At 74.7% G+C, this 21,968-nt stretch carries 21 protein-coding genes; 7 read left to right on the top strand and 14 right to left on the bottom strand.

The genetic code is table 11. From position 1 onward, the window contains the following. Positions 1 to 6: 6 nt before the first annotated feature. Complete coding sequence (locus tag FKD65_RS43625; protein ID WP_141586156.1) at positions 7 to 1,500, bottom strand: PLP-dependent aminotransferase family protein; 1,494 nt, start codon at positions 1,498 to 1,500, stop codon at positions 7 to 9. 94 nt (positions 1,501 to 1,594) lie between these two features. Here FKD65_RS43625 and FKD65_RS43620 point away from each other — a divergent pair, with 94 nt between their 5' ends. Then, on the top strand, positions 1,595 to 2,221 hold the full coding sequence (locus FKD65_RS43620; RefSeq protein ID WP_141586155.1) for a YitT family protein: 627 nt from the start codon (positions 1,595 to 1,597) through the stop codon (positions 2,219 to 2,221). On the opposite strand, the gene FKD65_RS43615 is transcribed toward FKD65_RS43620, so the two are convergent. The 4 genes from FKD65_RS43615 to FKD65_RS43600 form a co-directional block, all read right to left on the bottom strand. Next, positions 2,218 to 3,345 (bottom strand): glycerate kinase, encoded by a 1,128-nt coding sequence (locus tag FKD65_RS43615; RefSeq protein ID WP_141586154.1) that lies wholly within the window; start codon positions 3,343 to 3,345, stop codon positions 2,218 to 2,220. The two genes, FKD65_RS43620 and FKD65_RS43615, sit on opposite strands and share 4 nt — an antisense overlap. Further along, on the bottom strand, positions 3,345 to 4,235 hold the full coding sequence (locus FKD65_RS43610) for a hypothetical protein (RefSeq protein WP_141586152.1): 891 nt from the start codon (positions 4,233 to 4,235) through the stop codon (positions 3,345 to 3,347). Before FKD65_RS43610 ends, FKD65_RS43615 begins: the two co-directional genes overlap by 1 nt. Next, on the bottom strand, positions 4,232 to 5,347 hold the full coding sequence (locus FKD65_RS43605; protein ID WP_240809893.1) for an LD-carboxypeptidase: 1,116 nt from the start codon (positions 5,345 to 5,347) through the stop codon (positions 4,232 to 4,234). The genes FKD65_RS43610 and FKD65_RS43605 overlap by 4 nt, the downstream gene beginning before the upstream one ends. Positions 5,348 to 5,435: 88 nt before the next feature. Then, positions 5,436 to 6,203, bottom strand: a complete 768-nt coding sequence (locus tag FKD65_RS43600; RefSeq protein ID WP_141586150.1) for a Sir2 family NAD-dependent protein deacetylase — start codon at positions 6,201 to 6,203, stop codon at positions 5,436 to 5,438. Between the two features lie 156 nt (positions 6,204 to 6,359). On the opposite strand from FKD65_RS43600, the gene FKD65_RS43595 reads away from it, so the two are divergent. Next, entirely contained in the window at positions 6,360 to 7,325 is a 966-nt protein-coding gene (locus tag FKD65_RS43595; protein WP_141586147.1) for a sulfotransferase, read from the top strand. A 7-nt stretch (positions 7,326 to 7,332) separates the two neighbouring features. On the opposite strand, the gene FKD65_RS43590 is transcribed toward FKD65_RS43595, so the two are convergent. Then, a complete protein-coding gene (locus FKD65_RS43590) occupies positions 7,333 to 9,300 on the bottom strand; it encodes an ABC transporter ATP-binding protein (RefSeq protein WP_141587450.1) in 1,968 nt (655 codons plus the stop codon). A 203-nt stretch (positions 9,301 to 9,503) separates the two neighbouring features. Here FKD65_RS43590 and FKD65_RS43585 point away from each other — a divergent pair, with 203 nt between their 5' ends. Then, complete coding sequence (locus FKD65_RS43585; protein ID WP_141586145.1) at positions 9,504 to 11,432, top strand: Xaa-Pro dipeptidyl-peptidase; 1,929 nt, start codon at positions 9,504 to 9,506, stop codon at positions 11,430 to 11,432. 42 nt (positions 11,433 to 11,474) lie between these two features. Here the strand turns inward: FKD65_RS43585 and FKD65_RS43580 are convergent, their stop codons facing one another. From FKD65_RS43580 to FKD65_RS43570, 3 genes are all read right to left on the bottom strand, one after another. Beyond that, positions 11,475 to 12,302: an enoyl-CoA hydratase/isomerase family protein gene (locus FKD65_RS43580; protein ID WP_141586143.1), complete on the bottom strand. Its 828-nt coding sequence runs from the start codon at positions 12,300 to 12,302 to the stop codon at positions 11,475 to 11,477. 148 nt (positions 12,303 to 12,450) lie between these two features. Beyond that, the gene (locus FKD65_RS43575) at positions 12,451 to 12,663 is read right to left on the bottom strand and encodes a helix-turn-helix domain-containing protein (RefSeq protein WP_021596738.1); all 213 of its coding nucleotides are present in this window, start codon (positions 12,661 to 12,663) and stop codon (positions 12,451 to 12,453) included. Between the two features lie 116 nt (positions 12,664 to 12,779). Next, positions 12,780 to 14,378 (bottom strand): ABC-F family ATP-binding cassette domain-containing protein, encoded by a 1,599-nt coding sequence (locus FKD65_RS43570; RefSeq protein WP_141586141.1) that lies wholly within the window; start codon positions 14,376 to 14,378, stop codon positions 12,780 to 12,782. Between the two features lie 271 nt (positions 14,379 to 14,649). On the opposite strand from FKD65_RS43570, the gene FKD65_RS43565 reads away from it, so the two are divergent. Further along, complete coding sequence (locus FKD65_RS43565; RefSeq protein WP_141586138.1) at positions 14,650 to 15,447, top strand: VOC family protein; 798 nt, start codon at positions 14,650 to 14,652, stop codon at positions 15,445 to 15,447. 41 nt (positions 15,448 to 15,488) lie between these two features. On the opposite strand, the gene FKD65_RS43560 is transcribed toward FKD65_RS43565, so the two are convergent. The 3 genes from FKD65_RS43560 to FKD65_RS43550 are packed head-to-tail and all read right to left on the bottom strand — an operon-like array spanning position 15,489 to position 17,544. Beyond that, positions 15,489 to 16,250 (bottom strand): AIM24 family protein, encoded by a 762-nt coding sequence (locus FKD65_RS43560; protein WP_141586135.1) that lies wholly within the window; start codon positions 16,248 to 16,250, stop codon positions 15,489 to 15,491. A gap of 2 nt (positions 16,251 to 16,252) precedes the next feature. Next, the gene (locus FKD65_RS43555) at positions 16,253 to 16,906 is read right to left on the bottom strand and encodes an AIM24 family protein (RefSeq protein ID WP_141586133.1); all 654 of its coding nucleotides are present in this window, start codon (positions 16,904 to 16,906) and stop codon (positions 16,253 to 16,255) included. Next, positions 16,906 to 17,544 (bottom strand): AIM24 family protein, encoded by a 639-nt coding sequence (locus FKD65_RS43550; protein WP_240809892.1) that lies wholly within the window; start codon positions 17,542 to 17,544, stop codon positions 16,906 to 16,908. The genes FKD65_RS43555 and FKD65_RS43550 overlap by 1 nt, the downstream gene beginning before the upstream one ends. Before the next feature lie 67 nt (positions 17,545 to 17,611). Between FKD65_RS43550 and FKD65_RS43545 the strand changes: the two genes are divergently transcribed. Continuing rightward, a complete protein-coding gene (locus tag FKD65_RS43545; protein WP_141586129.1) occupies positions 17,612 to 18,007 on the top strand; it encodes an ABC transporter permease in 396 nt (131 codons plus the stop codon). A 139-nt stretch (positions 18,008 to 18,146) separates the two neighbouring features. Then, positions 18,147 to 19,286, top strand: a complete 1,140-nt coding sequence (locus FKD65_RS43540) for an EAL domain-containing protein (protein WP_240809891.1) — start codon at positions 18,147 to 18,149, stop codon at positions 19,284 to 19,286. Positions 19,287 to 19,302: 16 nt separating this feature from the next. Here FKD65_RS43540 and FKD65_RS43535 read toward each other — a convergent pair whose 3' ends face one another. Together FKD65_RS43535 and FKD65_RS43530 are read right to left on the bottom strand one after the other, a co-directional pair. Continuing rightward, the gene (locus FKD65_RS43535) at positions 19,303 to 20,001 is read right to left on the bottom strand and encodes a response regulator transcription factor (RefSeq protein ID WP_240809890.1); all 699 of its coding nucleotides are present in this window, start codon (positions 19,999 to 20,001) and stop codon (positions 19,303 to 19,305) included. Beyond that, entirely contained in the window at positions 19,998 to 21,173 is a 1,176-nt protein-coding gene (locus tag FKD65_RS43530; RefSeq protein WP_141586127.1) for a sensor histidine kinase, read from the bottom strand. Before FKD65_RS43530 ends, FKD65_RS43535 begins: the two co-directional genes overlap by 4 nt. 151 nt (positions 21,174 to 21,324) lie before the next feature. On the opposite strand from FKD65_RS43530, the gene FKD65_RS43525 reads away from it, so the two are divergent. Beyond that, positions 21,325 to 21,900, top strand: coding sequence for a hypothetical protein (locus FKD65_RS43525; protein ID WP_141586125.1), 576 nt, complete (start codon positions 21,325 to 21,327; stop codon positions 21,898 to 21,900). Positions 21,901 to 21,968 lie beyond the last annotated feature (68 nt).

Here is a 21,968-nt window from a genome sequence, read left to right as displayed (position 1 = left end):
GAGGCGTCAGACGTAGGCGGGCAGGGGCCGGGCCGCCGGCGCCGCCTCGGCCTCCCGGTGGGCGAGGGCCAGGCGCCGCACGGCCAGGCGGAGCGTGTCCGGCGGCAGCACGTAGGGCAGCCGCACGTAGTCCTCCAGCACGCCGTCGGCACCGAAGACCGGGCCGGCGACGACGCGGACGCCGAGCCGCTCGGACGCCTCGGCGACCCGGGAGGCGATGGGCGCGCCGATCCTCGCCCACAGCGACATGCCCCCGTCCGGGAGCCGGAACTCCCAGCCGGGCAGCTGCTCGCGCAGCGCCTCGGCGAGCGCGTCGCGCCCGCGCAGCAGGCTCGCGGCGCGTTCGGCGCGGACCTCCTCCACGCGCAGCAGCAGCTCCTTGACGATCAGCTGGTCCAGGGTCGGGCTCGCCATGTCGAACGGCTCGCGGGCCAGCACGATGCGGCGGGCCAGCGGGGCGGTGGCGCGGATCCAGCCGATCCGCAGCCCGCCCCACAGCAGCTTGGAGGCCGACCCGATCGTGACGACCCGGCCGCCGGAGTCGAAGGCCGCCAGCGGCGGCTCGCGCGGCGCCTCGGGGTCGTGGGCGAGCTCGGCGAAGGTCTCGTCGGCGACGAGGAACGCGTCCGCGCGGCGGGCGGCGTCGACGAGCGCGGCCCGCTCGCCGGCCCCCATCAGGTACCCGGTCGGGTTCTGGAAGTCGGGGATCGTGTAGGCCATCCGGACGGCGGCCTGCCGCATGGCCCCGGCGGCGAGCTCGACGTCCCAGCCCTCGTTGATCCCGACCGGGACGAGCCGGGCGCCGCGGCGGCGCAGCGCCCCGAGCGCGTGCGGGTAGGTCGGGCGCTCGACCGTCACGGCGTCGCCCGGCTCCACCAGCAGCTGGGTCAGCAGCGTGAACGCGTGCTGCGCGCCGGTGGTCACGACGATCTGGTCGGCGCGGGTCGCGACGCCGCGCGCGGTGTAGCCGTCCGCGATGACCTCCCGCAGTCCCGCGAGGCCCGCGGGCGCGTAGCCCGGACCCGAGCTGTAGCGGGGCAGCTCGTCGACGGCGGCGGCGACGGCCTCCTGGAAGATCTCGGGCGCGCCGGGAGCGGCGCAGCCGAGGTCGATGAACGAGGGGTCGTCCGGCGCGGGGTGGGCCCTGCCGTACCGGCGGCCCGCGGGGACGGCGTCGCCCGAGGCCCCGCGGAGCCCGCCGTGCGGCTCGGCCGAGGCCATGCGCACCGTGGGCAGCGCCGTCCAGCTTCCCGCGCCCTGCCTGCTCTGGACGTACCCCTCGTCGCGGAGCCGGTCGTAGGCGGTCGTCACGGTGGTGCGGCTGACGCCCAGGGCCGCGGCCAGGTCGCGCTCGGCGGGCAGCCGCGTGCGCAGGGCGAGCCTGCCGTCCAGGACGAGTGCGCGCAGCGACCTGGCCACCGCCGCGTAGACGGGGCGCTCCCCTGACACGTCCCCCAGCAGCCGGGCCAGATGCGGGCCGCTCACGTAGCGCGTGCTCATACGGGCCACTTTCCCATATTGGCTCTACTGATACCAGTCCACTTGCCGCAGAGTGGTCCGTGATGATGGGGACAAATCGAGGGGAAGCGCAGTAATGGCCCTGCTGGTGCGCCGTTTGGTGCAGCTCTACGTCGGATTGGCCTTGTACGGGCTGGGCATCGCCCTCCAGGTGGCGTCCGGGCTCGGCAACGACCCCTGGGACGTCTTCCACCAGGGGCTCTCCCGGCGCTTCGGCCTGTCGATCGGCGCCTGGATCATCATCGCGGGCGCGGTCGTGATGATCGCGTGGTTCCCGCTGCGGCAGCGGCCCGGCATCGGGACGATCAGCAACGTCGTGCTCGTCGGCGCCTTCGCCGACCTGTTCCTGTGGCTGCTGCCCGCCCCGGACGCGCTCGCCGGGCGCTGGGCCTACCTGATCGCGGCCGTGCTGGTGGGCGGCTTCGCCACCGGCTGCTACATCGGCGCCGGTCTCGGCCCGGGCCCCCGGGACGGGCTGATGACCGGTCTCGCGGCGCGCGGCCACTCGATCCGGGTGGTGCGGACGGCGATCGAGCTCACCGTGCTGGCCGTCGGCTGGCTGCTCGGCGGCACCGTCGGCGTCGGAACCGTCCTGTACGCCGTGGCGATCGGGCCGCTGACCCACGTCCTCCTGCCCAGGTTGACCATCGCGCCCCGCGTGCCCGAGCCCGCCCCGGAACCCGAGCCCGCCTGCGCCGTCTAGCGGCGGAAGAGGCGCACCGCCTGCTCGGCGACCGCCTCCAGCAGGGGCGCGGCGCCCGCCTTCAGCTCCTCCAGGGTGCGGGGCCCGTCGGCGAGGCTGAACGCCGCGGTCAGGCCGAGCGCGTGCAGCTCGTCCAGCGGCCCGGCGACGCCGCCGGCCAGGGCGACGCACGGGACGCCGCGGCCGCGGGCGAGAGCCGCCACCGCGGACACCACCTTGCCGCCGGCGCTCTGCCCGTCCACGCGGCCCTCCCCCGTGACGACCAGGTCGGCGTCCTCCAGCGCGGCGGGCAGCCCGACGGCCTCGGCGACGAGCGCGGCGCCGCCCGACGGCTCGGCGCCGAGCAGCCCGACGAGGCCGCCGCAGGTGCCGCCGGCCGCGCCCGCTCCCGGCAGGTCGTGGACGCGGGGGCCGCCGCGCGCGGCGACGGCGTCGGCGAACACGGTGAGCGCGGCGTCGAGCTCCGCGACCTCGGCGGGCGAGGCGCCCTTCTGCGGGCCGAACACGGCGGCGGCGCCGTCCGGCCCGACGAGCGGGTTGGTCACGTCGCAGGCCACCCGGAACCGGGTCGCGCGGACCTCCTCCGACACGCCGGAGTCGTCGATCGACGCCAGCCGGGCGAGAGCGCCGCCGCCCGGCGGCAGCTCCTCGCCCTCGGCGTCCAGGAAGCGGACGCCGAGGGCGCGCAGCAGCCCGGCGCCGCCGTCGGTGCTGGCGCTGCCGCCGATGCAGACCAGGACGTCGCGGGCGCCGCGCCGCACCGCGTCGGCGATCAGCTCACCGGTGCCGGCGGTGCCGGCGTTCACCGGGTCGGGCGGGACGTCCTCGACCAGCGGCAGCCCGGAGGCCGCGGCCAGCTCCACCACCGCCGAGCGCCCGTCGCCCGACAGCGCGTAGCGCGCCTTGACCGGGCGCCCCACCGGGTCGGTCGCGGCGACCTCGACCGCGTCGCCGCCGCGGGCGCCGAGGAAGCAGTCGAGGGTTCCCTCGCCGCCGTCGGCCATCGGCACCGCGGCCACCCGCGCGTCCGGCGCGGCGCGCCGGACGCCGGCCGCCACGGCGGCGCAGACCTCCGCCGCCGAGAGGCTGCCCTTGAACGAGTCGGGCGCGACGACGACCCGCATCAGCGCTCGGCCGCCAGCGTCGCGATCACGGAGGCGAACTCCTCCGGCAGGACGAGCGTGTCGCCCTCGTAGCGGGTCTCCAGGCAGGTCAGCTCGCCGGCGCGCCACCAGTACAGGTACGGGCTGAGCGATCCGGGGCCCTCCTCGTAGGCGCGGTGCGCCTGCGCCTGCAGCTCGGTCGCCGCGGCCACGGCCTCGCGGTAGCGCGCCCTCGGGTGGCCCTCGGCGATCCGGAGCGGGTGGGCGACGATGAGGCTGCGGTTGGGCGCGATGACGAGCGCGCCGTACGGGCCGATCGGCAGGTACTCCTCCAGCCACGCCAGGTGCGTGACGGCGTAGAACGTCCACCCGTGCAGGACGGAGACGCGGACGCCGCCGAGGTCCTGCTCGTCCAGCTGGAGCGGGCCGTCGGCGCGGACGTTGGCGCGCCCGAGCATGAACAGCGCGTCGCCCGACACCGGCCAGCCGCCCATCTCCTCGGTGGTGACCGTGCGGACGGTGGTCGGCGTGTCGACCACCACCACCTCGATCAGGCCGGGCGCGAACGGCCGTGCCGCCAGCACCCCGTTGTCGGCCTCCGCCGGGTAGATGCGGGTGCGCAGCAGGTGCTGGGCGAGGTCGAAGTCGCTGAGGTCCAGCGGCTCCTCGATCGCGGTGACGATCGTGGTGACGTGGTCGGAGACCAGCGCGGGCCAGTCGTCGCGCGGCACGAGCCGGGCGAGCTGCCGCAGGTCGCGCAGGCTGACGTGCAGCCTGTTCGCTCCCTCCAGCAGCATGACCTCGCCGGGCACGCGGCTGCATCGGTAGCCGAGGCTCTCGGCCACGAGGACGAGCAAGGAGTCGAGGGTCCCGTCGTCCCATGGGTCGGGACGGGCATGGCGGCCGCTCATCGCGCACCTCCCGGGGGCGCTTCGAGGGTGAGCGCGCCGGTTTCCGGCACGGCGGGGTGCGGATCTGCGGGGTCGTGGCCCGGCGGGGCCGGGGCGTGCAGCACGGCGGGGGCGCCGAGTTCGAGGGTGTGCTGGCGCGGCCCGTGCCCGGCGGGCAGGCCGGCGAGGACGGGGACGCCGAGCGGGCCGAGCCGAGCGGTGAACACGGCGTCGAGCTCGGCGGGATCGCCGCAGTCCTTCCAGGTGCCGAGCGCCACCCCGGCGGCGCCGTCGAACCAGCCCGACTGGAGCAGCTGGACGAGCATCCGGTCGACCCGGTAGGGCGCCTCGGTGACGTCCTCCAGGAAGACGACGCGGCCCGCGGCGGGCGGCGGCGCGTACGGGGTGCCGAGCAGCGCGGTCAGGAGCGAGAGGGTGCCGCCGGTCAGCGGGCCCTCCGCGCGTCCGGGCCGCAGCGTGTGCGTGCCGGGCAGGGTGACCGCCCCGCCGAACAGGGCCGCGCGCAGGCTCTCCAGCGAGTCGTCCGGGGCCGCCGGGTCGAGGTCGGCGATCACCCCGGCGGGCATGGGGCCGAAGGAGGTGGTGACGCGCAGGCGCGTTCCAAAGGCGCAGTGCAGCGCGGTGACGTCGCTGGAGCCGTGCAGGATCTTCGGCCCGCCGGAGGCGAGGGACGCCTCGGTCGCGGCGCGCAGGGCGTCCCAGTCGAGGTGGTCGAGGACGCGGGTGGCCCCGTAGCCGCCCCGCGCGCAGACCACCGCGCGGACCCGCGGGTCGCACCAGGCGGCCTGGAGGTCGGCGGCTCGGTCGGCGTCGGCTCCGGCCAGCCGGTGCCAGTCGCCGCGCACCGGTCCCGCGGGGCCGAGGTTGACCCGGTCGAGGGCGTGCTTGCCGACCACGACGTCAAGGCCGAGGTCGCGCAGGACGGCGCAGCCGGCCTCCAGCCGCGCGGGCTCGGCGGGGCCGCTGGGCGCCACCACCGCGACGCGGTCTCCGGGCGCCAGGCGCCGGTACCCGCGGGCCTCGCGCGCAGGCTCGCGCCCGCCGGGCGTGCCGACGGCGGGCGCGTCAGGCGGCCCGCCGGCCACCACCGCGCGGGCGCCCCCGCTGTTCAACCCGATCCCTCCTCGCACCGCGACGGATAGAGCTTGTCAGGATCCGGTCGCCAGTGGAAGGGGCGACCGGTCACGACCCGCCAACAGATCATCGACCCGTGCCGAGCGCGAGGCCGGCGAGGCGCGGCAGCGTCTCGCCGATCGGCCGGCGCAGCACCGCGTCGGCCAGCCCATCGTACGGCGTCTGCTCGGCGTTGATGATCACCAGGCGGGCGCCGTGGTCGACCGCCTCCAGGCACAGCCCGGCGGCGGGCTGGACGGTGAGCGAGGTGCCCACCGCCAGGAACAGGTCGCAGGCGCGCGCGGCGGCGACCGCCGCGTCCAGGACGTCCTGGTCGAGGGCCTGGCCGAAGGAGATCGTCGCGGCCTTCTGGATGCCGCCGCACTCGGCGCAGGGCGGGTCGTCCTCCCCGGCGTCGACGCGGGCGATGATCTCCGGCATCGGGGTCCGCAGCCCGCAGGCCAGGCAGACCGCCTCGCGCATGGTCCCGTGGATCTCGATGACCGCGCCGTCGGACGAACCGGCCCGCTGGTGCAGGCCGTCGACGTTCTGCGTGATCAGGGCGCGGAGCCGCCCGGCCCGCTCCAGCTCGACCAGGGCGGCGTGCGCGGCGTTGGGCTCGGCCTTCCAGACGGGGTCGTCGCGCCGGGCCCGCCAGGCGCGGCGCCGCACCCCGGGGTCGGCGAGGTAGGAGCCGATCGTGGACATCGCCTCCGCCGAGGGGTCGCGCGTCCAGACGCCGTTCGGGCCGCGGAAGTCGGGGATCCCGCTGTCGGTGGAGATGCCGGCGCCGGTGAGCACCGTGATCGCCTCGGCCTCCGGCAGGAGGCCGGCGAGCGTCAGGGGAGCTTCCACCCGCCCATGGTAGGTCCAGGGCGGCGCCGCGCGTCCCGGCGGCGGCCCGTCCCCGGCCGAAGCGCGGTCCGCGGCTGTTAACGGATGGGTATCGGCCCGGTCGCACGGAGGGTCAGGGACCGACCGACCCTCAAAAGGTGACAAACTTGCCCCGGTATGAGGTCGACGCCGCACATCCTGGTGATCAACGGCACCAAGGTCCGCCGCCCGGTGTTCATCCTGGGCGCTCCGCACTCGGGTGCGGAGCTTCTGGCGCGCGCGGTCAAGCGCTCCCCCGGGTTCCACCTGACCACCGGCCGGCCGGACGTCCTGCGCGTCACCTACGCCTTCGCCCGGCAGCCCTCGATCGCCGAGCGCGGGGAGGGCGCCGCCCGCGTGCTGCGCGACGCCTACGCGCAGGCATGGCTGGTGTCGGCGCGGGCCTGCGAGGAGTGCCCGGACGAGTGCCGGGAGATGGGCGGGCTCCCGCCGCGCCCGCCCGGCCGGCCGGAGGGGCCCGCGCCCGCCTCCGAGCTGCCCGGCCCGTGCGTGCGCGCCCAGGGGCTCGCCCGGTTCGCCGACGCCTCCCCCGACCTGATCTACAGCGCCGACGTGCTGCTGGACGCCTTCCCCGACGCCCAGCTCGTCCAGGTGATCCGGGACGGCCGGGACGTGGTCGCCGACATGCTGGCCGACGAGCGCTGCCTGGCCTGGTTCAAGCCGGGGCTGGCCAACCTCGACACGGTCTTCCCCAACCCGTTCTTCGGCGTGGAGGACCACACGGACCGGAGCCGGTGGCCGCGCGCCGCCGCAGCCGTCAAGTGCGCCCTGCGCTGGCGGGGGTCGGTGCGGCTCAGCGCGAAGCTCCGCCTCCAGGTGCCGGAGGAGCAACTGGCCACGGTCCGCTTCGAGGAGCTCATCGCCCGGCCGCGGCGCGTCGGCGCCGAGCTGTCGGAGTACCTGGACGCGCCGCTGTCGAAGTCGGCGCTGTCGGGCCTGGTGCGCGCCGGGGCGCGGGACGCCGCGGAACCGGAGGTCGGCGTGTGGCGCGAGCGCCTCACGCCGCGGCAGGCCGCCCAGGTCGAGAAGGTCGCGGGCACCGAGCTGCGGCGGCTCGGCTACCCGGTCGGCTCGGACGCCTGAGCGGCCCCTACTCGGCCCCGAGCGGCCCGGCCCCGAGCGGCTCGGCCCGGAGCTCCCCCTCGGGACCGCTCTCGCGCTGCTGCGAGAACTGCGTGCGGTAGAGCTCGGCGTAGAGGCCGCCCTCCAGCAGCAGCTCCTCGTGCCGGCCGCGCTCGGCGACCCGGCCGCCGTCGATCACCAGGATCTGGTCGGCCTCCCGGATCGTGGACAGGCGGTGCGCGATCACCAGGGAGGTCCGGCCGGCCAGGGCGGTGCGCAGGGCCCGCTGGACGGCCGCCTCGGACTCGGAGTCCAGGTGGGCGGTGGCCTCGTCCAGCACGACCACCGAGGGGGCCTTGAGCAGCAGCCGGGCGATGGCGAGGCGCTGCTTCTCCCCGCCCGACAACCGGTAGCCGCGGTCGCCGACGACGGTGTCCAGCCCCTCGGGCATCGCGGCGACGAGGCCGCCGATGTGCGCCGCCTCCAGCGCGGCGAGGATCTCCTCGTCGGAGGCGTCCGGGCGGGCGTAGCGCATGTTCTCGCGGATCGAGTCGTGGAACAGGTGCGCGTCCTGGCTGACGACGCCGATCTCGGCGCGCAGCGACTCCAGCGTCACGTCGCGGACGTCGACGCCGCCGATCCGGACGGCGCCGTCCGACACGTCGTACAGCCGCGACACCAGGTGCGTGATGGTCGACTTGCCCGCGCCGGAGGGCCCGACGAGCGCCACCAGCTGCCCCGGCGCCGCGGTGAAGTCGACGTCGTGCAGCACCTCCCTGCCGGGCGCGGTGTCGGTGCGCGCGATCGACTCCAGCGAGGCGAGCGAGACCTCGTCGGCCGACGGGTAGGCGAAGCGGACGTGGTCGAACCGGACCGACGGGGCCTTCGAGAGCACCGGGCCCGAGCCGTGGCCGGACGGGGCGCGGGCCTCGGCCAGCTCCCGGGCGTCCTCGCGGTCGCGGACCAGCGGCTTCAGGTCGAGCACCTCGAAGACCCGGTCGAAGCTGACGAGGGCGGTCATGACGTCCACGTGCACGTTGGACAGCGCGGTCAGCGGCCCGTACATCCGCGTCAGCAGGGCGGCGAGCGCGACGAGCGTGCCGAGCTCGAAGGTGCCGTCCACCACGAGGTAGCCGCCGACGCCGTAGACCATGGCGGTGGCGAGCGCGGCGACCAGCGTCAGCGCGGTGAAGAACACCCGCCCGTACATGGCGGCGACGACCCCGATGTCGCGGACGCGGGCGGCGCGGCCGGAGAAGTTCTCCTCCTCTTCTTCGGGGCGCCCGTAGAGCTTGGCGAGCATGGCCCCGGCGACGTTGAACCGCTCGGTCATCAGCGAGCCCATCTCGGCGTCCAGCACCATCTGCTCGCGGCTGACCCGCTGCAGCCGCTTGCCGACCCACTTGGCCGGCAGGATGAAGATCGGGAGCAGCAGCAGCGCGATCACCGTGACCTGCCAGGACAGGATGAGCATCGTCACCAGCACCAGGACCAGGCTGATCACGTTGGACACCACCGACGACAGGGTGGTGGTGAGCGCACGCTGCGCGCCGATGACGTCGTTGTTGAGGCGGCTGACGAGCGAGCCCGTCTGCGTCCGCATGAAGAACGCCACGGGCTGCCGCTGGACGTGCGCGAACACCTGGCTGCGCAGATCGTAGATGAGCCCCTCGCCGATGCGCGCCGAGTACCAGCGCTGCATGAGCCCGAGCACGGCCTCCACCAGGGCCAGCCCCGCCACGGCGCCGGCGAACCAGAGGACGACGCCCGACCGGCCCGGCACGATGCCGCGGTCGATGATCCCCTTGAGCAGCAGCGGGTTGGCGACGACGATCAGCGCGGCCAGCGCGTTCAGCGCCAGGAACAGCGACAGCTCGCGGACGTAGGGGCGGGCGTAGCCCGCGATCCGCCCCACGGTGCCGGGCGCCAGCTTCTGGTGGGTGACGGAGCTGTCCTTGCGGAACGAGGCCATCACCTGCCAGCCGTTGCCCGGCATTCCCGGCATTCCCACGAGCGCCTCCCGGAGCCTCGACGTGACCAGTACGTAATCAAGTAAGCATGTCAGTTCCGGCGGACACAACGCGGCCGCGGCCGCCCGTCTTCCCGGCTCCGCTCACGGCGTAACCCGCCTCTGGACAAGCCGGTCCCGGGGTGTAAGCGTGATCTCCACTTCCAGGCTCACACCCCTCAGGAGCCCCTATGAGACGACGCCTCACCGGCGGCGCCGGCGTGATCACCCTCACCGCCGCGCTCGCCGCGGCCACCGCGCTGCCCGCCGCGGCGGCCGGGCCCACGAAGCCCGAGCCCCGCCCCACCGGCGCCCACCAGGTCACGGTGAAGGACGGGGAGACGCAGCCCGTCTTCTCCCGCGCCGACGCCGTCACCCAGACCGTGAACATCGAGACGACGGCCGACAGCGACCGCGACGGCGTGCGGGACCGCGTGCAGCTGCGCGTCATGCGGCCCAAGGAGACCGACGGCGCGGGCCTCAAGGTCCCGACGATCCTCGAGCCGAGCCCCTACTGGGCGGGGATCAAGGACGTCCCGAACCATCCGGTCGACATCGGCGACGCCAGGGCCCGCTCGCTGACCACGACCCGGCGCGACCTCGCCGAGGTCTTCCCCGGCTACTACGACAACTACTTCCTGCCGCGCGGCTACGCCGTCGCCGACCTCGACAGCATCGGGACGGGCGGCTCGACGGGCTGCCCGACCTCCGGGGACCGCAGCGAGCAGGCGGGCGCCAAGGCCGCCGTGGACTGGCTGAACGGGCGCGCCCGGGGCTGGGCGCCGGACGGCACGCCGGTGCGGGCGACCTGGTCCACCGGGAACGTCGGCATGATCGGCCAGTCCTACAACGGGACGCTGCCGAACATGGCCGCCGCCACCGGGGTCGAGGGCCTGAAGGCGATCGTCCCGATCGCGGGCATCTCCAGCTGGTACGACTACTACCGCGCGGGCGGCGGCGTGGTCGCGCCAGGCGGCTTCCAGGGCGAGGACCTGGACGTCCTGGCCAAGGCCGTGCTGACCCGCCAGAACCCCGAGGTCTGCGCGAAGGTCATCGACGACATCGAGGCGGCGCAGGACCGCGAAACCGGCGACTACTCCAAGGTGTGGGCCGAGCGCGACTACGTCGGGCAGGCGCGCAGGGTGCGCGCCGCCGTCATGGTGGTGCACGGGCTCAACGACTGGAACGTCAAGATCAAGAACTCCGTGCAGTGGTGGAACGCCCTGAAGGAGGCGGGCGTGCCGCGCAAGCTGTGGCTGCACCAGGGCAACCACTCCACGCCCTTCCGGTGGCGGGTCGAGGAGTGGCTGCGCCAGACGCTGCACTGGTTCGACCGCTACCTGTACGGCGTCCGCAACGGGATCGAGCGCGAGCCGAAGGTCGACGTCCAGCACGCGGACGGGACGTGGGAGACGGCGAAGGACTGGCCCGTCCCCGGCACCCGGACCGTGCCGCTCGCCCTCAACGCCGGCCCGTCCGGGCAGCCGGGCGACCTCGGCCCCCGGCCGCGCCCCGGCGCCGCCCAGTCGTTCACGGACGCGGGCAAGACCCGCACCGCCGAGCAGCTCCTCGTGAACGAGGACCGGGCCGACCCGAACCGGCTCGCCTACCTCACCGGGCCGCTGGCGGCGCCCGTCCGGGTGGACGGCGTCCCGTCGGTGTCGCTGCGGGCCTCGCTCGACGGCCGGTCGCCGTACCTGACGGCGCTGCTGGTCGACTACGGCACCGACACCCGTCCCACGGGCGCGCGGGTCACCACGGGCGAGCAGGTCTGCTTCGGCGAGAGCGTGCCGGGCGACTCCGGCTGCACGACGCGGCAGGTGCTGCAGACCGAGACCGCTCCCTACAAGATCATCACGCGGGGGTGGCTCGACGCGCGCAACCGTCACGACTTCGCCCGGACCGAGCCGATCGAGGCGGGAAGGACCTACACCTTCCGCTGGGACCTCGAGCCGACCGACTACACGGTGAAGGCCGGCCACCGGCTCGGAGTGGTCCTGCTGTCGACCGACTACGACTACACGCTCCGCTACCCGGCGGGGACCGAGGTCGCCGTGCGGCCGGGAGTCAGCAAGGTGCTGCTGCCCCTCGCGCGGGGCGGCCGCGAGTCGCTCCGGTAGAGCGGCGCGGCGGGCCGGGGGCCTCCCCCGGCCCGCCGGGCGTCACTTTCCGAAGACCTCGCGCAAGCGGCCGATCTGCTCGCGGCGCTCGGCCGCGCACTGCTCGTCCAGGGTGTTCTCGGCGGCCTGCCACAGCAGCCGCTTGGTCGCGGCGGCCGCGCCGGGGTTCACCGCCAGCAGGGCGCCGGCGAGGTCGCGGACGGCGCCGTCCAGGCCGTCGCGCGGGACGAGGATCTCGGCGAGCCCGATCCGGGCCGCCTCCTCGGCGGGGACCGTCCGGGCGGTGAGGCACAGCTCCAGGGCTCGCCCGATCCCCACGATCTCGACCAGCGGCTTGGTGCCGGTCAGGTCGGGGACGAGGCCGAGCGCGGGCTCCTTCATGCAGAACTTGGCGTCGTCGGCGACGACGCGGATGTCGCAGGCCAGCGCGAGCTGGAATCCGGCCCCGATCGCGTGGCCGTGCACCGCCGCGACGGAGACGATGTCGGGGCGCCGGAGCCAGGTGTAGCCCTCCTGGAGCCCGGCGATGAAGCGGTCGGTCCCCTCGGCGTCGGCGCCGTCGGTGAACCCTTCGCCGCCCCCGCCGCCGGAGAACATGCCGAGGTCGATGCCGGCCGAGAACGAGGGGCCCTCCCCCCGCAGGACGACGACGCGCACGTCCGGGGGCAGGGAGCGCCCGATCGCGGCGAGCCCGCGCCAGGTCGCGAACGTCATGGCGTTGCGCCGCTCGGGCCGGTTCAGGGTGACGGTCGCGACCGCGCCGTCGACGTCGAGCCGCAGGCCCGCCTCGTCGAGGCCGGGTGGAGCGGGCTCCGCCGCCTGCGCCGCCGTGGCCGTTTCCGGCCCGCCGGCCGTGGTCGCGTCCCCCATGGGTCTTCCTTCCGATGAGCGTTCGGGTCCCGCCCCGCCGTCCACAAGACGGGACCCGACAGAACCTGTCCGCCGCCGCGACCGAACCTTACTCGGTCGGTCGCGGCGCCGGGTCAGGCGGTGCGCTCATCCGGGGGCCGGTGTCCGGTCAGGACTTCTTGCCCCGGGTCGCGCCACCGCGACCGCGCAGGTTGACGCCGGACTCGGTCAGAATCCGGTGGATGAAACCGTACGAGCGGCCGGTGGCGGCTGCCAGGGCGCGGATGCTCTCGCCGGAGTCGTACCTCTTCTTCAGGTCCGCCGCCAGCTTGTCGCGCTCGGCACCGGTCACGCGGGTGCCCTTCTTCAGGGTCTCGGCCACGAGTACCTCCCGTAGTGATGTGGTGACCGCTGCGTTATCCCCCGCCATGATCAGTCATTCCCGCCGGTTCGGCTACCCACTCGGCCAGAAAAGATCTGCGGAAGTCACTGCGCAGGTCACGCGAGCGCCACCAGATCGGCAAACTCGTCACTCCAGATGTCTTCCACACCATCTGGGAGCAAAATCACTCTTTCCGGCGCCAGCGCCTCGACCGCGCCCTCGTCGTGGGTCACCAGGACGATCGCTCCGGCGAACGTCCGCAGCGCCGCGAGGATCTCTTCGCGGCTCGCCGGGTCGAGGTTGTTGGTGGGCTCGTCCAGCAGCAGCACGTTCGCGCTGGAGACCACGAGCATCGCCAGTGCCAGCCGGGTCTTCTCGCCGCCGGAAAGCACCCCGGCGGGCTTGTCGACGTCGTCGCCGGAGAACAGGAACGACCCCAGGATCTTGCGGACCTCGACCGGCGCCATGCCGGGTGCGGCGGACTGCATGTTCTCCAGGACCGACCGCTCGACCTCCAGGGTCTCGTGCTCCTGGGCGTAGTAGCCGAGCCGCAGCCCGTGCCCGGCCACGACCGCCCCGGTGTCGGGCTTGTCGACCCCCGCCAGCATCCGCAGCAGGGTCGTCTTGCCCGCGCCGTTCAGGCCGAGGACGACGACGCGGCTGCCGCGGTCGATGGCCAGGTCCACGTCGGTGAATATCTCCAAAGATCCGTACGATTTCGACAAACCCTCCGCGGTGAGGGGGGTTTTGCCACAGGGTGCCGGGTCCGGGAAGCGAATTTTGGCCACCTTGTCGGACTGCCGCTCGCCCTCGACGCCCGCGAGCAGCTGCCGGGCCCGCCGGTCCATCTGCTGGGCCGCCTTCGCCTTGGTGGCCTTGGCGCGCATCTTGTCGGCCTGCGACAGCAGCGCGGACGCCTGCCGCTGCGCGTTCGCCGTCTCGCGCTTGCGCCGCCGCTCGTCGGTCTCGCGCTGGTCGAGGTACTTCTTCCAGCCGACGTTGTAGATGTCGATCACGCTGCGGTTGGCGTCCAGGTGGAACACCCGGTTGACCACCGCGTCCAGCAGCTCCACGTCGTGGCTGATGACGACGAGGCCGCCCTGGTGGCCCTTCAGGAAGTCGCGCAGCCAGACGACCGAGTCGGCGTCCAGGTGGTTGGTGGGCTCGTCCAGCAGCAGGGTGTCGGCGCCGGAGAACAGGATCCGGGCCAGTTCGACCCGGCGGCGCTGGCCACCCGACAGCGTGCCGAGCGGCTGGGTCATCACCCGGTCGGGCAGCCCGAGGCTGGAGGCGATCGAGGCGGCCTCGGCCTCGGCGCTGTAGCCGCCGAGGACGTGCAGCCGCTCCTCCAGCCGCCCGTACCGGCGGACGGCCTTGTCGCGGCCGGCGCCCGTCGCGGTCGCCATCGCCTCCTCGGCGGCGCGCAGGTCGCGGATCACCTCGTCCAGCCCGCGGGCCGACAGGATCCGGTCGCGGGCCAGCTCGGCCAGGTCGACGCCGCGGGGGTCCTGCGGGAGGTAGCCGATCGTCCCGGAGGACGTCACGGCGCCCTGCGCGGGCAGCGCCTCGCCCGCCAGGACCTTGGTGAGCGTGGTCTTGCCGGCGCCGTTGCGGCCGACGAAGCCCACCCGGTCGCCGGGGTTGACCCGGAAGCTGGCGGCCTCGATCAGCAGCCGGGACCCGGCGCGCAGCTCGATGTCTTTCGCGATGATCACAGTGACAGGGCTCCCCTGACGGACGGCTCGGTGGACAGGCACGAAGAAGCGCGCCGCGCGGTCCTGTGACCGGGGCGCGCTGGGCGGCCTGTCAGTTCGGGAGCGGAACCATCCACCAAGTGTACGTGACGACGGGCCGGTCCCGGCCATCGCGGGGCGCGGGCAGGCCCGATGTGTAGACGCGGAGGGTGCGGCCAGGATGGGGAGTGGCGGCGCGTGCGGCGGGACGGCACCGGGGCCACGGTCCCAGGCACGAAGGAGTGTGAGGCAGATGACCCACGTCACGGGCAACGCGCCGGACGGGACGCCCAACTGGCTGGACATCGGCGTCCCCGACCTCGACCGCGCCAAGACGTTCTACGGGACCCTGATGGGCTGGCAGTTCGAGGACACCGGGGAGGAGGCGGGGCACTACCACCTGTGCAACCTGCGCGGCGAGCCCGTCGCCGGGATGATGCGCAACCCCGAGGGCGAGGCGGACGTGTACTGGTGGAGCGTCTATTTCGCCGCCGACGACTGCGACGGTGTGCTCAAGCGCGCCACCGACGCGGGGGCGCAGGTCGTCGTCCCGGCCATGGACGTCATGGACAGCGGCCGCATGGCCGTCCTGCGCGACCCCCAGGGGGCCCACTTCGGCCTCTGGCAGGGCCGCTCCCATCCGGGCTCGCGGATCGTCAACGTCCCGGGGTCGTTCGTGTGGAACGAGCTGGTCACGCGCGACTCGGCCGCGGCCGGGAAGTTCTACAGGGCGGTGTTCGGCTACGAGCTGGAGCCGATGCCGGGCGGCATGGACTACACCGTCCTGCGGCGGGCGGGCGACGGCCGCTACGTCGGCGGCGTCCTCGGCGGCTCCGGGATCGCGCTCGGCGGCGGCGACGATCCCGTCCCGTCCTGGACGACGTACTTCGCGGTCGACGACGCCGACGAGGCGGTCCGCAAGGTCCGCGCGGGCGGCGGCACCGTCGAGTCCGAGCCGGAGGACACCCCGTACGGGCGGTCGGCCACCGTCCGCGACCCGTTCGGGGTCCCCTTCCACGTGATGAAGCCGGCGCCCGAGCCTCAGTCGTGACCCGCCGGGGGGCCGGACGCGCCCGTCCGGCCCCCCGCGGTTCAGCTCTGGCGCTCGGCGGCGAGCCGCTGCGTGATCGTCTGGTGGAGCCGCTGGAGGCCGGAGGTGCCCACCAGCCCGATCTGGCCCTCGAGGTCGCGGAGGAGGACGTCCTCGTTCATCACGACCTCCGACGACTGCATCATCACGGTGCCCTGGCCGGTGAAGTCGAACTGGTGCTCCTCGCCGGACGAGCCGCCGATCCCGAAGATCATCCGGGCGGCGCCGAACGCGCCGCGCATGTAGGAGTGGTCGTAGTGGTGGCAGGGCGAGGGGCAGTCGGCCCAGCCGAGCAGCGCCTGCGGGTCGACGCGGATCGGCGGCTCGACGAAGTGCACGGGCCCGTTGGAGGCGGCGACGAACCGCCCCGTGCCGATCAGGGTCAGGAACCCGGGGATGATCGACTGCTTCAGCTCCAGGCCCGGCTCGAAGGCGAGCAGGTTCCCGGCCCGGACGGTGAGGTTGCCCTCCTCCAGGTCGAAGGAGTTGACGTCGAACCCCCGGTCGGCGAGGACGAGCTTGCCCTGCCCCTGGGCGACGATCCAGTCCTGCGCGTACAGCGGGGAGTTGAACGTGTGCGCGACGAGGGAGTCCAGCGGGCCGGCCGACAGCGCCTCGAACCTGATCTGCCCGTAGTAGGCGATCATCTTGCCCTTCTGCGCGAACCACTGGCCGTTGAGGTCGACGCTGAAGGCGTAGGGGTTGACGTTGTCGTTGGACGGCAGGGTGAAGGCGTTCCAGGTCTGCGTCCCGAACGTGCTCACGGTCAGATCTTCCTCTCGCTGGCCTGGACGTAGACGACGCCGGAGCCGCTCAGCTCCAGCTGGAAGCCCTCGCCGGAGCCGCGCCCGATCAGGTCGCGCAGCCCCACCGCCGTGGTGAGCTTGTTCTGCACCTGGCCGCGGTGGGCCACGTACGCCTGCGGGTCGACGTGGACGGGGCGCTGCGGGGTGATCGGCAGCTCCATCACGCCGCCGTGCGACAGCAGCGCGCACGCGCCGTGCCCGGTGAGCGTCGTGGTGAACAGGCCCTGCCCGGTGACCGCGCCGCGCACGATGCCGCGCACGCCGCCCTGCTCGCCCATGAACATGGTCCCGACCTGCAGGGTCGCGTCGTGCACCAGCAGCCGGTCGGCCTCGGCGTACAGGGTGTCGGCGCCGTTCAGCTCGACGACGGACACGTGCAGCCCGCCGTGGCCGAACATGACGCTGCCCTGGCCGGTCACGTGCATCATCGCGCTGTGCTCGCCGGCGACGGCGCGCCCGAGCGTGCCGCCGATGCCCTGCCCCGCCGTGGCGGTCGGGGCGAACGACACCGGGCCGGTGTAGGCCAGCATGGCGCCGCGCTTGCTGTAGACCTCCTGCCCCGGCCCGATCGGGACCTGGAGCATCTTGGAGTTGATCGACTGGTAGCCGGGCATCAGATCTCCAGAATCCCGCCGCGTTCGGCCGGCTGGACGTAGACCAGCCCGTGCCCCTGGTACCGGAACTGCACGCTCTCCCCCGATCCCTGGCCGATCACCGTCCGCCAGTTGACGTCGGTGACCACGTCCTGCTGGAGCTGCCCGTGGTGGCAGACGTAGGCGTGCGGGTCGACGCACAGCGGCGTCTGCGGGGTCACCTCCAGCGCGATGGCCGGTCCCTCGGACAGGACCGCGACCGTCCCGTGCCCGTCGACCTTGGTGGTGGCGAGGCCCTGGCCCGTGCCCATGCCCCGCAGTCCCACGAACTGGACGCCCGTCTGGAGGCTCCCGTCGAGCGCCAGCAGGCTCTCCGACTCCACGAACAGGGTGTCGCCCGTGAGCTGGACGAGGGTCACCTCCGTCGCCTCGCTCGCCAGGTAGACCGTCCCCTGCCCCGTGATCTCCATGAGGGTCATGCCCTCGCCCGCGATCCTGCGCTTGAGGGCGCCGCGCAGCCCCTCGCCGCCCGTCATGCCCTGCCGCTTGAACGCCATCTGGCCCTCGTAGGCCACCATCGAGCCGTTCAGCGCCCGGATCGTCTCGCCGCCGAGGTCGACGGCGAGCATCTTCGAGCCGTTCATTCGAAATTGCGCCACGAAGCGAGAAGATACAGCCCGGCGCGTTGCCGGTCCCCCTCGTGCGCCGATCGGCAAGGATGAGCACATGTGGATCGCTCCCGAACGCCGCAGTCTCAGCCGGTGGGCCGTCCCAGGGCTCGTCCTGGGCGCCGGTGTGGTGGTCGGGGCCGTGCTGGCCGCCGACGGGCGGTCGGGAACGGCCCTCATCGCACTGGCGGCGCTGGCCGGGTACGCGGCGTACCTGGCCTACCGGCGCAACGAACCGGCGCTGCCGCTCAGTGAGGGGTTCGGGTCGGGCACCCGGGCCCGGGCGCACCTGCGGGCCGCCGCGATGACGGGCGACGTGCTCACCGTCGCGGTGGTCGGCGGCCTCGTGGTGCAGGCGCTGCGCGGCGCCGACATCACCGCCTACGTGTGGCTGGCGGCCGTCGCCGGCGTGACGTACCTGCTGTCGGCCGTCGCCGGCGGGCGCGGGCTCTGACCGGACGCCCGGCCGGCGGTCGCCCGGCGGGCCGGCGCCCTCGACGACGGGGCGCCGGGCGGCCGTGAGCTGGGGAACTGTGGGTTAACTTCTCCCGACAGGTCTGGTTTGCCCGGTCCGCGAGCGGCATGATGCGCCTGTGTCCAGCACCGGCACCCTCGATGCGCTCGTCCCGGCCCGGGCCGTGTTCCACCCCGTGGTCGACCTCGGCACGGGCGCCGTCGTCGCCGTGGAGGCCCACGGCGGCCCGGCCGGCCCCTCCGGCGCGCCCGTGGCGCCCGACCCGGCGTCCGCGGACGTGCGGCGCGCGGTCGAGGCGGCCCGCGCCGCCGCCGGCCTGGGCACGCCGCTGCCGCTCCAGATCGTGCTGCGCGCCGAGACCCTCGCGAGCGGCGATGACCTGCTGGACGAGCTCCACCGCGGCCTCGGCCGCACGGGCCGGCGCCCGCAGGAGATCATCCTGTGCGTCGGCGGGGGCTTCCCGCCCGCGCGGCGCCCGGCCCTCGCCGCCGCGCTTTCGGCGCTGCGCCGCGCCGGATACCTCGTCGGGCTCTCCGGCCTGGGCTCGGCGCACACGCCGCTCGACCTGCTCGTGGAGGGCGCCTCCTACCTGCTCAAGCTCGATCCCGCGCTGGCCCGCGCGGCGGCCGCCGACCCGCGCCGCGCGGCGCTCGTCGCGAGCCTCGTCGAGCTGGCGCACCGGCTGGAGACGCACGTCCTCGCGCCCGGCATGGCCGCGCGCGACCAGGTGCTGCACATGCGCGACACCGGGGTCCGGCTCGTCCAGGGGCCGGCCCTCGCGCCACCGGAGTGGCGCCCGGGGATGCCGGTCAGCATCCCCGTCACCGGCGAGGCCCCGGCCCCCGCCCGGCCCGGTGCCGGGCTCGGACCGCGCGTGTCGGAGTTCACCCTCCCCGCGGTCACGCTGCCGCTGACGGCGACCGCCGACGAGGTGCTCACCGCGCTCACCGCCGAGACCGGCGCCACCAGCGTCGTGCTGGTGGACGAGCGACAGCGGCCGAGCTTCACCGTGGACCGGACGCGCTTCCTGCTCCAGCTGTCGGGCGCCTACGGGCACGCCCTGCACGCGCGCCGGCCCGCCGCGCGTCTCGCCGATCCGCCGCGGCCGGTCCCGCGCACGGTCCCGGCGATCGCCGCGCTGCGGGCCGCCGGGGCGGCGGACGAGCGCGTCTACGACGACCTGGTCGTGGTCGACGAGCTCGGCCGCTGCCTCGGCATCGTCCGGGTGGCCGACCTGATCCGCGCCATGTCGCGCTGAGACCGCCCGTGCGGGCCTAGCCGGCCCCGGACGATCCTCCATGTGGATCAAGCCCGGAGGGCCCCGTGGCGGCCGCCTCCTGCGCGAGGATGGCCGCCTGCACCCGGCTGGCGAGCCCGAGCTTGCCGAGGATGCGGCTCACGTGCGTCTTGGTGGTCGTCTCGGCCATGGCGAGCCGGGCGGCGATCTGCCCGTTCGACAGGCCCTCCCCGAGGCAGGCGAACACCTCGCTCTCGCGCGGCGTCAGCTCCGCCAGCCCCGGCACCTCGGCCGGGGCCGCGGGCCTGGCGGCGAAGGCCCCGATCAGCCGCCGGGTGACCTTGGGGGCGATGATGCCCTCGCCCGCGGCGACCGTCCGCACGGCCTCCACGAGGCTGTCGGCGTCGACGTCCTTGAGCAGGAACCCGGCGGCGCCCGCCCGCAGCGCGCCGAACACGTACTCGTCCATGTCGAACGTCGTCAGGACCAGGACGTCGGTGAACCCGGCGATCTGCCGGGTGGCGGCGATCCCGTCCAGCACGGGCATGCGGACGTCCATGAGCACGACGTCGGGGCGCAGCTCGCGGGCCAGCTCCACGGCCCGCGCCCCGTCGGCGGCCTCGCCGACCACCCGGACGTCCGGCGCGGCTCCGAGGATCAGCACCAGCCCCGCCCGCACGGCCGCCTGGTCGTCGGCGACCAGCACGCCGATCGGGCCGCCCCGCCCCGCGCTCACGCCGCCCCGCTCAGCGAGTCGACGGGCAGCTCGGCGTGCACCCGCCAGCGGCCGCCGTCCGGCCCGGCGTCGAACCTGCCGGCGAGCATCACGGCGCGCTCGCGCATCCCGACCAGGCCGCTGCCGGTGCCGGGCAGCCGGGAGCCCTCCGGGCCGAGCGGGCTGAGCACGTCGATGACCACGTGCCCGGCCGCGTACTCCACCCGCACGTCGGCGCGCCCGGACCCGGCGTGCTTCAGCGCGTTCGTCAGCGCCTCCTGGACGATCCGGTACGCGGCCAGCTCGACCGCCGCCGGCAGCTCGGGCTGCTCGCCGGCGACCTCCAGCCGCGCCGACAGGTCGGGCCGCGCGGTGTGCCGGACGAGCCGGTCCAGCTCCGCCAGCCGCGGCCGGGCGGCCGGGTCCCCGACGTCGCCCTCCCGCAGCAGCCCGATCATCCGCCGCATCTCGGCGAGCCCCCGCACGCTGTTCTCCCGGATGACCTCCATGGCGCGGTTCACCTCCTCGCGGTCGAGGCCCTGCACCTTCAGGACGGCCGAGGAGTGCAGCGCGACCGCGCTCAGGTGGTTGGCGATCACGTCGTGGAGCTCGCGGGCCATCCGGGCGCGCTCGGCGGTCACGGCGGCCCGCCGGTCCATCTCGGCCAGCCGCGCGACCTGCTCGGCGCGCTGCCGCTCGGCCTCGGCCCGGGACCGGTGCTCGCGGACGGCCATCGCGGTCAGCACCGGGGCCACCCACACCACCCCGGCGAGCGACGCCGCGAGCACGCCGACCGCGACACCGCGCAGCAGGAGCGCGGTCGCGGCCGCCACCGCCAGGCTCGCCGCGAGCGTCGTCCCGAGCAGCCACTCCGCCGTCCGGCGCCGGCCGTACAGGCTCGCCGCGTACAGCGCGTCCCCGTAGATCATCGCGGTGGCCAGGCTCGGCCCGAAGGCGACGTCGACGAAGTTGAACGGGGTCGCCAGCAGCAGCCAGGTGAGCGGCGCCGTCCGCCTCAGCGGCATGGCCGCGCACAGCCCGAGCAGCGGGACGAGGCGCACCGCGAACGGCGGGTTCCAGCCCTCGGACCAGACCGTGTGGCCGCGCGCGGCGAGCACCGCGAGCCCACCCGCGAACGCGGCGGCGGCGATCAGCGCGTCCTGGCGGGTGGTGAGACGTCGGAGCCTGTGCACGCGTCCATCTCAGCATCCCGCCGGGGTCCGCACTTCCGTCCGGGTGAGGAGCGCGCGTACATCCTTCGGACGACCCGCGGAACCTCACCGAAGACGACGATCGGCCGCCTCGCCGGGCGGACGATGGAAACCCCGTCGAAAAGGGATTCCCATGCTCCTGGCGGTCATCGCCGCATGCGAGATCGGCTTCTGGGTCCTCCTCGCCGCGGGCCTGCTCGCCCGCTACGCGCTGCGCCTGCGCCGCACCGGCGCGGCCCTCCTGCTGTGCGTCCCGCTGGTCGACCTCGTGCTGCTGGCGGCCACGGCCGTCGACCTGCGCGGCGGCGCGACCGCCGGCACCGGCCACGGCCTGGCGGCCGCCTACCTCGGCTACTCGGTCGCCTTCGGCCACAGCATGGTGCGCTGGGCGGACGAGCGCTTCGCCCACCGCTTCGCCGGCGGCCCGCCGCCCACGCGCAGTCCCAAGTACGGGACGGCGCGGGCCCGCCACGAGTGGCGGGAGTTCGCCAAGGCGGCCCTCGCCACGGCCGTGGCCTGCGGGCTGCTGCTGGCGATGATCGCGCTGGTCGGCGACGCGGAGCGCACGCGGGCCCTGGACGCCTGGCTGGGACGCCTCGGAGTCGTCCTGGCGATCTGGTCCCTCTGGCCGATCACCACCACCATCTGGCCCCCCAAGCCCCGCGACGGGGCCGCCCCCGGCTCCGCCGAGCACGCACGGCCGGAGTGACGGGCAAGCCCTTTCGGAGCGGCCGATCGCGGCCACGTCCGCCGCCCCGCTTGCCCGCCGCCGCGCGG

This window comes from Actinomadura sp. WMMA1423, assembly GCF_006547145.1.
Taxonomy (GTDB): Bacteria; Actinomycetota; Actinomycetes; order Streptosporangiales; family Streptosporangiaceae; genus Spirillospora.
The sequence above is the reverse complement of the archived record's forward strand: the minus strand, read 5'-3'. Positions and strand labels throughout refer to the sequence as shown.